This window comes from Lysobacter sp. Soil_C_59, assembly GCF_057656415.1.
Genome location: NZ_JBDGKK010000003.1, coordinates 1 through 11,861, shown reverse-complemented (window position 1 = coordinate 11,861; position 11,861 = coordinate 1). Strand labels below are relative to the sequence as shown.

The 11,861-nt window shown below is 64.0% G+C and carries 9 protein-coding genes; 5 read left to right on the top strand and 4 right to left on the bottom strand.

Annotated features, from left to right (window positions below; genetic code table 11):
- Nucleotides 1–11: 11 nt before the first annotated feature.
- Nucleotides 12–1,835 (bottom strand): monovalent cation:proton antiporter-2 (CPA2) family protein, encoded by a 1,824-nt coding sequence (locus AC3A3Q_RS06790; RefSeq protein WP_487585532.1) that lies wholly within the window; start codon nt 1,833–1,835, stop codon nt 12–14.
- 234 nt (nt 1,836–2,069) lie between these two features.
- Here AC3A3Q_RS06790 and AC3A3Q_RS06785 point away from each other — a divergent pair, with 234 nt between their 5' ends.
- Both AC3A3Q_RS06785 and AC3A3Q_RS06780 read left to right on the top strand, forming a co-directional pair.
- A complete protein-coding gene (locus tag AC3A3Q_RS06785) occupies nt 2,070–4,961 on the top strand; it encodes an ATP-binding protein (RefSeq protein ID WP_487585531.1) in 2,892 nt (963 codons plus the stop codon).
- A gap of 132 nt (nt 4,962–5,093) precedes the next feature.
- Nucleotides 5,094–5,918, top strand: a complete 825-nt coding sequence (locus AC3A3Q_RS06780; protein WP_487585530.1) for an SDR family NAD(P)-dependent oxidoreductase — start codon at nt 5,094–5,096, stop codon at nt 5,916–5,918.
- Between the two features lie 21 nt (nt 5,919–5,939).
- On the opposite strand, the gene AC3A3Q_RS06775 is transcribed toward AC3A3Q_RS06780, so the two are convergent.
- Nucleotides 5,940–8,255: an autotransporter outer membrane beta-barrel domain-containing protein gene (locus AC3A3Q_RS06775; protein WP_487585529.1), complete on the bottom strand. Its 2,316-nt coding sequence runs from the start codon at nt 8,253–8,255 to the stop codon at nt 5,940–5,942.
- 328 nt (nt 8,256–8,583) lie between these two features.
- Between AC3A3Q_RS06775 and AC3A3Q_RS06770 the strand changes: the two genes are divergently transcribed.
- Nucleotides 8,584–9,354 (top strand): tetratricopeptide repeat protein, encoded by a 771-nt coding sequence (locus tag AC3A3Q_RS06770; RefSeq protein WP_487585528.1) that lies wholly within the window; start codon nt 8,584–8,586, stop codon nt 9,352–9,354.
- A gap of 239 nt (nt 9,355–9,593) precedes the next feature.
- Here AC3A3Q_RS06770 and AC3A3Q_RS06765 read toward each other — a convergent pair whose 3' ends face one another.
- Entirely contained in the window at nt 9,594–9,857 is a 264-nt protein-coding gene (locus AC3A3Q_RS06765; RefSeq protein ID WP_487585527.1) for a DUF6522 family protein, read from the bottom strand.
- Between the two features lie 2 nt (nt 9,858–9,859).
- Nucleotides 9,860–10,009, bottom strand: coding sequence for a hypothetical protein (locus AC3A3Q_RS06760; RefSeq protein ID WP_487585526.1), 150 nt, complete (start codon nt 10,007–10,009; stop codon nt 9,860–9,862).
- 856 nt (nt 10,010–10,865) lie between these two features.
- On the opposite strand from AC3A3Q_RS06760, the gene AC3A3Q_RS06755 reads away from it, so the two are divergent.
- Together AC3A3Q_RS06755 and AC3A3Q_RS06750 are read left to right on the top strand one after the other, a co-directional pair.
- A complete protein-coding gene (locus tag AC3A3Q_RS06755) occupies nt 10,866–11,048 on the top strand; it encodes a hypothetical protein (protein WP_487585525.1) in 183 nt (60 codons plus the stop codon).
- A gap of 290 nt (nt 11,049–11,338) precedes the next feature.
- Nucleotides 11,339–11,647, top strand: coding sequence for a hypothetical protein (locus AC3A3Q_RS06750; protein ID WP_487585524.1), 309 nt, complete (start codon nt 11,339–11,341; stop codon nt 11,645–11,647).
- Nucleotides 11,648–11,861: the final 214 nt, after the last annotated feature.

Sequence of the window (11,861 nt, the reverse complement as noted above, 5' to 3'; positions counted from 1 at the left end):
GACCTTCGCATTCATTCCGGGCGCGTCGCGGCGTCGGCCGCTTCGTTGAGGGCCCGGCTTTCGCGCCGGGGAGGGGTAAGCGGGACGGGTTGCGGCCGCTTGTGGAAGCTCATCACCGCGCCGGTCACCCAATCGCCGCCGGCCAGCTCATAGGCGAAACGCTCGGCGTCCTGGCGGCGCACGCCATCGGCGATCCGGTCGACCTCGGCCGGCGTCACGCCCAGCTGCCGCAGTGTCAGGCTGCCGAAGTTCAACGCCGACTCGAAGGTCTCGCGTACAAACAAATCGACGCCTTCACCGGCCAGGTGCCATGCATGCTCGCGGTCGTAGGCCCGGACCATCAAGGTGGCCTGGGAAAACTCTGCCTTCGCCAACTCGACGATGCAGTTGGTCGTATCGCGGTGATCTGTACAGATCGCGATGACGCTTGCCTGGCCCGCGCCAGCGGCGCGCAGGACGTCCAGGCGCGTGCCGTCGCCGTAGTAAACCTTGAAGCCGAAATCCGAGGCCGCCTGGATCATCTCGACATCGGTGTCGATCACGGTGACATCGACGTCGCGTGCGAGCAGCGATTGGCTCACCACCTGGCCGAAGCGACCGAAGCCGATCATCAGCACGCGGCCGGACACGCCGAAGGCCATGTCCAGGCCATCCAGTGAAGGTTGAGTACGGTGTGGAAGCAGACGTTTGACCAGCAGGCATACCAGCGGCGTCAAGGCCATCGACAACACCACGATGGCAGTGAACAGGGCATTGGCCTGCGCACTGATCACACCCGTCATGGCAGCGGTCGAATACAGCACGAAGGCAAACTCACCGCCCTGTGCCATCAGCGATGCACGGTCGAGCGCCTCGGCATGGCTGCTGCGCAACACGCGCGCGACGACGTAGATGCACGCCGCCTTGGCCACCATCATGGCCAGCACGCCAGTGACCAGCAGGGGCCAGTTGGCGCGCACGACCGACACGTCCAGGGCCATGCCGACGGCCAGGAAGAACAGCCCCAGCAGGATGCCGCGGAACGGTTCGATATCGGCTTCCAGCTGGTGGCGGAAGCTCGACTCCGACAGCAGGACACCGGCAAGAAACGCGCCCATCGCCATCGACAAGCCGCCCACTTCCATCAGCAGCGCCGCACCCAGGACGACGAGGAGGGCACCTGCGCTCAACGCTTCGCGCGACTTGGCTCCGGCCAGGATCCGGAACAGCGGGTTGAGCAGCCACTTGCCAGCGGCGACCAGCGCGAGCAATGCGGCCAGGCCGACCAGCACCGACAGCCAGCGCCCGCCAGTGGTCGTCTGCTCCTGCACGGGCGCCATCCATGCCACCAAGGCCAGCAACGGCACCAGCAACAGGTCTTCCAGCAGCAGCACGGAGACGATCTTCTGGCCGTCCGGCAGGGCCAGGTCGCCGCGCTCGGACAGCAGTTGCATGACGATCGCGGTCGAGGTGAGCACGAAGCCCATGGCGCCAATGAAGGCCACCGGCGGTGGCCACCCCAACAGCAGGCCGACGCCGGTGAGCGCCGCGGCGCAGGTGACGATCTGCAGCGATCCCAGGCCAAATATCTCGCGGCGAAGGTCCCACAGGTGCGACGGTCGCATCTCCAGTCCAATCACGAACAGGAACATCACCACACCAAGTTCGGCGACGTGCAGGATCGCCCGGGAGTCGGTGAACCACCCCAGGCCAAACGGGCCCACCACCAGCCCTGCGGTGAGGTATCCCAATACCGATCCAAGTCCGAGTCGTCGGAACAGCGGCACGACCAGCACCGCCGCGCCAAGCAGAATGACGGCCTGGATCAATTGGCTGTTCGCGGATTCAGCTGCCATGGGGATCCCCAATGCCGCAACACGAAGGTCGATGCCTTGCTGAGTCGATGCTAGCGCCTGCAACCCAGTATGCATCGTCCGTGCCAGCGGGGTGACGTCAAGGGTTCGGGGATCGACGCGGCAGCGGTCCATGCAAGCCCAGTCCCGTCGATGGGCCAGGGCACGTTGCGCGTTACCGTGTTCAAAGGGTAAAACCACTGGAAAGTGCGCTGGCGAGCACACCTCATCAGTGGGGTGGCCGTCACCCGTCTCCCTCCTAAGCCGCCAGTGGTCGCAGGAGCGCAGGACATGAGTTGCGTATTCGAGTTCGGGCCATTTCGCTTGTGCCCGACGACGCGCGTCTTGCAGCAACACGACAGCGACGTTGCGCTTGGCAGTCGTGCCTTCGACATTCTCGTTGCATTGGTCGAGAACAGCGGAAACGTGCTGACGCGCCGGGAGCTGATGGCCATCGCCTGGCCGGGGCTGGTCGTCGAGGAGTCGAACGTACGCGTGCAGGTGGCGAACCTGCGCAAGGTGCTGGGGTGCGGACGCGATGGCGCGCGCTACATCGCAAGCATTGCCGGCCGCGGCTACTGCTTCGCGGCCCCCGTGCGGCGGTCGGACGGTGCGGATGAGCCAGCGGTGGCGAAAGATCGCGGCGCGGGTCGACGCCAGACGGCGTGGCCGCACTTGCCCGCCCCCCTTGAGCGGGCACTGGGTCGCGAGGACAGCATCGAAGAGCTTTCACGGCTGCTGCCGGATCATCGCCTGATCACCATCGTCGGCGCGGCCGGCGCGGGCAAGACGACGCTGGCGTTGCTGATGGCCCATGCAGTCGGATCGTTCGGCGACTCGATCTACTTCATCGACCTGAGCACGGTGACGAGCGAGGAGCGCGTCCTGGAAGCGGTGGCGACTGCCATCGGCTACATGCCGTCGGGACCGGTCGAGCTTGCCGGACTGATCGACGTGCTTTCACTGCGGCGCACGCTCCTCTTGCTGGACAACTGCGAGCACCTGATCAGTGCCGTGGCCGACCTGTGCGTCCGCACCCTCGAGCACACGGGCACGGTTCATTTCCTCAACACCAGTCGCGAGGCCCTGCGCCTGGCCGACGAGCACGTTTATCTGCTGCGGCCGCTGGGTTCCCCGCCCAGCACCACGCGACTGACCGCAGAGCAGGCGATGGCGTGGCCCGCCGTGCAACTGTTCGTCGACCGTGCCCGCGAAGGCGGCGCGCTAAAGCCCCTCGGCGACGAAGATGCTCCGGTGGTGGCGGCGATCTGTCGACGACTGGATGGCAACCCGCTGGCCATCGGCCTGGTGGCCAGCAGGGTAGGGGCGTACGGCGTGCAAGGCGTATCGGATCTGCTCGCAAGTCAGTTCGCACTGCTCTGGCAAGGGCGCCGGGATGCGATACCGCGCCATCAATCCGTGGAAGCCCTGATCGCCTGGTCGCATGACCTGCTGCCGCAACGCGATCGCATCGTGCTCTACCGGCTGTCCGTGTTCGCGGGAGCATTTCCCCTGGAGGCGGCCATTCATGTCATCTCGGACGACACCGTCGGCAGCTTGCAGGCAGGGGAGGCAATCTGCGACCTGGTCGACAAGTCACTGATCGTCGCAAGTTCGACAGAGGGCGAAACCCGCATCCGGCTGCTGGAGACCACGCGCGCGTACGCCGTCGCCAAGCTGGCGGCCACTGCGGATGCAGGGGCTGTGGCAGGCCGGCATGCGAGCTATTACGCCGACCAGCTACGCGAGTACTCGCTTCATGGTCGCGTCAACCCGACGGGCGGCGAGAGCCCCCGGCCGCCGGACATCGGCAATGTACGCGTCGCGATGGACTGGTGCTTCGCGGCGCGTCACGACGTGGCTCTGGGTGTCGAGATGAGCAGCCTCGCAGCCTCCTTGTTCCTGGAGCATTCGCTGTTGAACGATTGCAAGCGCTGCTGCAAGCGTGCGCTTGCCGCGATGCCGGACCATTTGCGCTCGACCGGCGTCGACATGAGCCTTCTGGAATCACTGGCCGTCGCCTGTTACGTCATGGGCGACTACGACGGCGAGATGACCGCCATCGTCGAGCAGGGACTGGCGATCAGCGTCGCACTTGACGATGTCGGTGCGACGTTCCGATTCCTGGCGGGACTGCATCTGGCCATGATGTCCAATGGACGGTTCCCCGAGTCGCTCGCTGTTTCAGAGCGCTACGCGACATTGGCAGCGGCCAGGGGTGGGCCGCGCGAGGCCATCGTTGCCGCCTGGATGAGCGGATCGTCCAACCACTACACCGGGCGCCAACTCGAATCGGACGAGAGTTTCGCCCGCAGCTCGCGGCTGGTCGCCGAACACGGCGTGCGCCGGCTCGTGTACTTCGAAATGAAGGAACAGGTCATCGCCATCGCCAGCATGGCGCGGGTCAAATGGGTCCGGGGATTCCCCCTCCAGGCACTGGAACTGGCAAGGCGCATCGTCGACGACTCCCGTCGCCATCCCGACTCGCTCTACATCAGTGTCGTCCTGTGCTTCCCGATCTTTCTCCAGAACAAGCTCGACCACCTCGCCGAACTGCTGATCCAGGAACTGGCGGAGGTGGCCAACGAGTACAAGATGGGCACGCGACTGCCCATGGGGCATTACCTCAATGGGCATCTGCTCCTGCATCGCGGACGACCGGAGGAGGCCGTGATGCATCTGCGGCAATGCCTGGACATGCTGCAGCCGCCCAAGTTGACGGTGATACGGAGTGACGCGCTGCAGGCATTGGCAGAGTCGCTGCGCCAGCTGGGCGATGCGGCAGGGGCCCTGGACGCAATCAACGAGTCGATCGGGTTGGCCGAGCAAACCGGAGGCCTCGTCAGTTTCGCGGACCTGCTCAGGACCAAGGCCGAAGTGATGCGGATAATGCCTGGCACCAGGCAGATCCAGATCGACCGGGTGCTGTCGCAGGCGATGGCGTGCGCGAAGTCGCAAGGTGCGCTCGAGTGGGAAATGAGCGTTGCCCTGGCAATGGCGGAAGCAAAGGCCGCGCAAGGGAGGAGGAAGGAAGCGAAGGGAATGCTTGAGAACGTGTACGCGCGCTTCACCGAAGGGTTCGATACGGGAGTTCGCAAGGCGACGGCCAAGGCACTGGAAGGCCTCTAGGGCCGGCATACGGGGAGCATGCTGGCTACCGCGCCTCCCACACGGGGTTACATAACCCTCGTCGCCGGAAACAGTAGGGATACAACGTGCCCATCCAATAGGAACTTCTACCCATGAAGAAGGAGTTCCGGAATGAAGACGTTCCTATTGACAGGCAGTGCCCGCGGGCTCGGCCGAAGCATCGCAACTTCGGTTCTCGAAGCCGGGCATCAATTGATTGCAACAGCGCGAGACCCTGATCAGCTCGCGGATCTCGTCGCTCGCCATGCAGGCCGGGTCCTGCCGGTTGCACTCGACGTCACCGATGTCGACGGGGCACAAATGGCGGTCCAGGCCGGTGTGGAGCGCTTTGGGCGGATCGATGTGGTGATCAACAACGCCGGATTCGGCATTGTCGGATCCGTCGAAGACATGCCCATGTCGGCGATCCGCGCACAGCTCGAAACCAACTTCCTCGGTAGTGTGAATGTGATCAAGGCCGCACTGCCGGTTCTGCGAGGGCAGGGCGCTGGCCACATCATCCAGGTGTCGTCGATCGGCGCGCGCATTGCCACTCCTGGTGCGGCGGCGTACTACGCATCGAAGTGGGCCCTGGCCGGGTTCGTAGAGTCCCTGGCGCTGGAGATCAGGCCGCTTGGCATACATGTCACGGCAATCGAGCCTGGCGGCATGAGGACGGATTTCGCCGACGATTCATCACTCACGATCATCCCCAGCAGTCCGGCCTACGCTGCGACATCGGGCGCCACTGCGCGGATGATGAAGTCGACGGACTACCTGGAGTCGAACACGGATCCCGCCCGGATCGCCGCCCTCATCCTGAAGGTCTCCGGACTGGCCGATCCTCCGTTGCGGCTGCTTGCCGGCAGTGGAACCCACGACTACGGCACGGCCGCCGATGAGATCCGCGCAAAGGATGATGCACGGTGGAAATGGCTGAGCGCGTTCGCGGATTGAGGTCAGGTCCGGCGGGATGGATCAGAACGCCCACGACAGGAACAGCCTGAACTCCCAGACATCGTTGTCGCCCTGGCCCAGGCTCAGGTAGCCCGCGCTCGCCTCCACGAACATCGCCTGTGACACCAGCGCACGCGCGCCCACGCGAAGTGAGCCGAGCCAGGCCGATGTGGAGGCCAGGCGCAGGTCGGAGGTCAGGATGCCGCCGTCCTGGGGGCGGATGAAGGCGTAGTTGGCACCGATCTCGCCGTACGGAATCACGACGCTCTTGCCCGGACGGAAGGTCCTGCTGACTTCCAGCAATCCTTCGACCGTGCCGTTGTCGAAACTGTCGCGGGCCACCTGCAGCGAGATGGGCGTGTCGAACACCAGGCCGGAGAGGTCATAGGCGTCGTTGTCGTAGTGGCTGTAGCTGAGGGTGAACTTGGGGCGAAGCGCGAACTCGCCCGCCTGGTACTGGCCCGTGGTGTTCAATGTCAGTGACACGCGCGTTGAGTCATAGCTGCCATCGAGGACCGCCACCCTGGAATCGTTGGACAGCCAGGCGTACACCAACGACGTGTCCATCGCCCAGCGCTGCGACAACGGTTGCGCCACGTAGGCGCCGATGCCATAGCCTTCGGTCTCCTGGCGCAGATTGCCGTCGAAACCGTCGCTGTCATTGCTCTCGTAGGAGACCAGGGCGCCGACGACGACATCATTGTCGTGGCGACGGTCGGCGCCAATGGTGAAGTAATTTCCGCTGCCGTCCATGTCCAGGCCATGGCGGCGATCAGAGGTGTCGAGCGTGCGGCCATCGAACCAGAGGTTCCAGCGCGTTGGTGTCGCGAACTCGCGTCCCGGCGTGACAGGGACCGCTTGTCCGAAGCCCGAACTCGCCTGTTCGGCGGCTGCATAGTCGCAGTCGGTGGGCGCGTCGGCGCCGGTTTCGTCTGCAGGTTTCCACTCGAGGCAATCCGAAACGATTGGTTCCTGCGCCGTTCCGCGTGCAAGCGTTGCGTCGTCGATCGCCGGTGCAGGTGTAACCGGAATTTCCGTCGCGCGTGCAGGCGGAGACAGCGTTGCGATGGGCGGTGTCGCTCCCTCCGGCAATGCCGGTGTCGTGACGCCAGAAGGTGGCAGCGGCGCTATTGGCGGTATCGCGCCGCCTGGTCCGCCCGGTACCACGGCAATCGGCGGTACCGCTGGATTGCCCGGAAGTGTGGGCGTCACGCCAGCGGGTGGAAGGGTCGCAACTGGAGGAGCCACGGCGCCGGGCTGCGTGGGCATTGCCCCACTGGGCGGCAACACACTGCCGGGACCGCTCGGAATCGTGCCCGCAGGTGGTACTGGACGTGTCGGCATCGCACCGACCGGAGGAGCGCGCGCGACTGGTGGCGCAACACCGCCGGGGATCGTGGGCATCACGCCAGCTGGAGGAAGTGTCGCGATGGGGGGCGCTACGCTGCCGGGCACGGCAGGCATGACGCCAGAAGGCGGCGGAGCAGGGCGCCCCGGAAGCATCGCCGTCATGCCGCCGGGCGGAAGCGTTGCGACCGGTGGTGCGACACCGCCGGGAAGTGACGGCATCAGGCCGGAGGGCGGTGCCGAGGGGCGACCCGGCAGTGTCGGCATTGCACCACCGGGAGGACGCGTTCCGATCGGTGGTGTTACACCGCCGGGCACTGTGGGCATCACGCCCGAAGGCGGTGGAGCGGGACGGCCCGGAAGTGTCGGCATCGCACCACCGGGAGGTCGAGTTCCGATCGGTGGCGCGACACCGCCCGGACGCGTCGGCATCACGCCGGCAGGAGGGAGCCTCGCCAGTGGTGGCGTAACTCCGCCGGGCAGCGAGGGCGTCAACGCAGTCACGCCGCCGGGTGATAGCGGCCCTCCGGGCGGTCGAAGTCCTCCCGGCGGCCGCAGCTCGGGCAGATGGATGAATGACGGGAAGGTGATACCGCCTTTCTGGTTCTGCGAATCGATCATGCAGGGCCGATTGCCTTCGATGACAAGCAACTGGTGTACGCCACCATTGCCGTTGGACACGACCGGGGAGAGCGTCACTCGCAGCCCGCGTCGGCTGCGATCCCATTGATCGACGATCTGGCTGCCCTGCGTGGACTCCAGTTGGAACGAGCCGGCACCGGTGGCCGACAGCCACACCGAACGGCCCTCGTTGGCGGTTACGCCCAGATAGGCCAGTCCACCGCGGTCCTTGCATTGCTGCGCGGAGGCCGTATCAGGCGCCAGCAGCCAGGCCACGCCGAGCAGCAGCACCAGCGGCGACAACCGGTCGGCGCTGGGCAGCGGGTGGTCCGATACCGCGACCTCGTCACGGATGATCCAATCGCGCATGGCGTCCTCCGTGATCTCCGGTGCTGGATGCTCGAGGGCGAGGAAAGCAGGGTCGATTCTTCAGCGGGCCGGATCATCAACACGTGAGGGCAGCAGTTGATGCTGGCTGGCGAGCCTCGAGAGCGGATAGCTAGGACTGATGGGCGCCTCAGCCCGCTGGAGAAGCTGTACGCCCAGGCAAACAGCCAACGGTTCTGCGCGCATCGCGAGCATCGCCATGCGTCGAGCACGAACGACTCAAGATGTCGCGTGGGATCGATAGCCGACCGTTGCGGACCGGGGGGCGCCGACGTATCGTCGCGCTGCTTATGGCAGCAGGAGCAAAGCGATGGGCAAACGCGGGTTTCCGGGGTGGGTTGTCGCGGCACTTCTCGCGACCGGAACGGTCATGGCTGGCGAGGACCGTGCCATCAACCTGGATATGTACCAGGCGGCCTTGCTACGGGCGTCAGGCCACCCCAACGAACTCAGCCGCTGGCACGGCATCTGGGCCTACGACAACGGGCGTCCGGATGAAGCCCGACGGTACTTCGAACGCGCCGCTTTTTTCGGCGACAAACTATCGCAGCACTTCCTCTCGTTGATGTACTGGAATGGCGATGGCGTCGACCGGGATCCTGTGCAGGCCTACGTGTGGGCGGACCTCGCAGCCGAGCGAGGTAGCGTCCCGGATATGGTTCGCGTGCGCGAACACATCTGGCGCGAGCTGACTCCCGCCCAGCAGGCGCAATCGATCCAGATCGGCCAGGAGTTCTATGATCGCTATGGCGATCGCGTCGCGCAGCGTCGCGCCAACACGGAGATCCGCCGCTTCGCGCGCAATCAGACTGGCAGCCGCGTGGGCCTGCTGACGTCAAAGCTGGACGTGAACATGGGGCGTCCCGAATTCTGGGCTGGCGGCGGCAAGTCTTCGTATGGCCCGTTGTATGCCACCGGCACGGAATTTTATTCCGACAGCCGCACCCGCCCGGCGCAGTACTGGCCGGCCGAAGACCTGAGCCTGCGCGTGCTGATGAAGCAGATCGGTTCCGGCAAGGTCAACGTGGGCAACGTCGACGTGGTGAAGGATCCGGCGCCGCCGGCCGTCGACGGCAAATAGGGAACTGACCGCGGCGGTATCGAGTCGTATCGGACTGTACGATTTCGAGCGCCTTCTCGACCAATGGCAGCCCCTGCGCAAGATCACGGAGTGGGCGCCCGGTCCGGCCCGAGACAAGTAGTGGTAAGGCCGCTCCTGGCCGGAAGCGGTCATTGGTTGTGGTGCTGTCCCTGTTGACGGGCCTCACGTGGATAGCGTGGTACCCGGACCCGGCGTAGCTACGTCAGCGTCGGCAATGCTCACTCAACCCGAGCCGCGGCAGCAACTGGGCGGCCCTTGCTGTCCACGACCAGACGTGCGCATCGCTTGCCGTGATAGAAGCTGGCGCGGTAGGTCCCGGAGTCCTCTCCGACGCCACGCTCGCATAGCACGGCGATCTTTCCTTGCTCCATCAAGCGCCGGAACGATGAGACGTCGAGTTGCAGCTGATTCGCCACCAGCGCAGCTTCTATCTCCAGGGTGAGCGGCGGTGCCCGACTGCGGTCGTCGATGACGTCGGCCATTCCTAGAATCCCAGCCCGGCGATGGTCTCGGGCAGAATCATCTCGAAGTCGCTGGCCGCCTCTGCAAACCGGCTCGGGGCTTCATCACGCTCCACGTGGTCAAGACCCCAGGCGTCGACGTAATCGCTGGATGAACTCGAGTTCGCAATCATGCTGCTGTCTCCATCGGAGGAGGCAACATCATCGCGACAGTTTGCGGTCAGGCAAATGATCTAGGTCATGGCAATTGCCGATCCGGCACGCGGAGCATCTGAAGCCTGCATGGCGCGGGTTGCGGGCGCAATGGCCAGCCAGCACCGTCGAGTGCCCCCTGTATTTCGTGTGCTGAAAGCTATCCGGTTCCTACATCTCCGAATGATCGCTTCTGGCCGTTAACGGACATTGGGGCAGGGCGGAGAGTCCAGGCGGTGTTAATGTCCGCTTTCGACCCAAAGCGGACATTGGGTCCAGGCAGTCAGACCGGAACCACATGTCTCCGGGCTTGCCCAACGTCTACCAGGAAGGTGGCACCGAATGAAGAAAATCGCGCCTACAGTCGCCCTGATTCTGCTCTCGGCGCAGGTTATGGCAGGTCCTCGCCAACCAGCTCCTTTGTTGGAATATCGCCCGGATGATGAGGCTGCTCCAATGTTTGTGCTATCTGCGGCTACAGCCACGAACTCGGACCCTGTCGTAATTTCCGCCACAGGTCGCTCACTCAAGAGCAGCGATCGGGCATGGCGCACAGAGCTTCAGCGCTACTGGCTCGGAGTGAATGTTCCCGAGCACTACCTTCTTGTTGATCGCTCGCAAGTTACGTGCCCTGCTCGAAAGAAGGGAGAGTTCGGGCGCTGTGATGAGTACATTTTCACCGATCCAGCAGGTCAAGAGCACTCATTCCACTTCTACCTCAGCAATTGGCCTTAGACGGGGCGGACACTTCATACGTGAAGCAGTGGCTGAAGGTCCGCTTCTGGCCGATAGCGAACATGTCGATCCGGCCGCAACTGCACCAGACGAGGGATCACAATGAACGAGAAGGACGCCTTCTTCGAAGGGCAACTGACTGCAATGCAATGGGCACTTCTGGCCATCATGAGGCTTCTCCTTCGCGCGAAGAAATTTGCGCGACCGCACGGCGGGGAGTGGCTGTGCACGATGAGCGATATCGACAGAGCGACCATAGTCCCGTCGTTCCCGATGAGTTCTTGAAAGGACTGCATACTGTCGCTGATCTGCTTTTCGCTCCACGTAGTAGCGCCTAACGGACGGCTGCTTTCGACCCAGAGCAGTCATCGGCCAGTACAATCGAATGGGATCCGCATCGCGCGGCAAGGACCTTTATGGTGCTCAGTTCATGTCAGATCCGGTTCTTTCCCTTACTTTGCTTGGCCTCGATGTCGCTGGGATGCAGCTATCTCATCCCGGAACACCTACGGGCAGATAACGTTCTCGTAAAAGCGACCACACCCAAGATCGGAAGCCGCGTCCCGTATGGCACGATGATCGGTGTCAAGGTGAAGTACCGTGTTGACTACTTCAAGAAGGACCAGCCGTATTACCTGCTTGTGTGCGGATCGCCGTCGTCGGAGTGGGAGTCGACCTGCGGCACTAGAGCCGACCACGTAGTTCAGATTGAAAAGAGCAGCGGCACCGTGAAATTCTCCTTTTCTTACACGGAACAGACCCAATACGTCGTGCTCGTGGCTGGGCAGCCGAAAGTAGTAGAGTGCCCACCAGGCGATGCATGGTGCACCCGCCCGAGCACCATCGGCGCAAGTGGCATACCTATCAATCCGCCGCGCGATTGAGTTGCGCGTACGCCCGCTGCTGGCCTGTAGCGGACGTTGGTGCTACCTGAGCACCCGTGCGGATGCTAACGTCCGACAATCCGACGCATCCGCTACGCGTCGCGCCTCCGACTGAATCGACCAGCTAGCTAATGTCTGCTTCTGGCCGATAGCAATGGGATGGACTCCTCCTCACCTTGGCACCCGGTGGGTGCCAGACTGAATTTGCGAGACA

Excerpts from the sequence above, each read along its gene's own strand:
- AC3A3Q_RS06790 (WP_487585532.1), bottom strand. The coding sequence starts at position 1,835 with ATGGCAGCTGAATCCGCGAACAGCCAATTGATCCAGGCCGTCATTCTG.
- AC3A3Q_RS06780 (WP_487585530.1), top strand. The coding sequence starts at position 5,094 with ATGAAGACGTTCCTATTGACAGGCAGTGCCCGCGGGCTCGGCCGAAGC.
- AC3A3Q_RS06775 (WP_487585529.1), bottom strand. The coding sequence starts at position 8,255 with ATGCGCGATTGGATCATCCGTGACGAGGTCGCGGTATCGGACCACCCG.
- AC3A3Q_RS06770 (WP_487585528.1), top strand. The coding sequence starts at position 8,584 with ATGGGCAAACGCGGGTTTCCGGGGTGGGTTGTCGCGGCACTTCTCGCG.
- AC3A3Q_RS06765 (WP_487585527.1), bottom strand. The coding sequence starts at position 9,857 with ATGGCCGACGTCATCGACGACCGCAGTCGGGCACCGCCGCTCACCCTG.
- AC3A3Q_RS06760 (WP_487585526.1), bottom strand. The coding sequence starts at position 10,009 with ATGATTGCGAACTCGAGTTCATCCAGCGATTACGTCGACGCCTGGGGT.
- AC3A3Q_RS06755 (WP_487585525.1), top strand. The coding sequence starts at position 10,866 with ATGAACGAGAAGGACGCCTTCTTCGAAGGGCAACTGACTGCAATGCAA.
- AC3A3Q_RS06750 (WP_487585524.1), top strand. The coding sequence starts at position 11,339 with ATGATCGGTGTCAAGGTGAAGTACCGTGTTGACTACTTCAAGAAGGAC.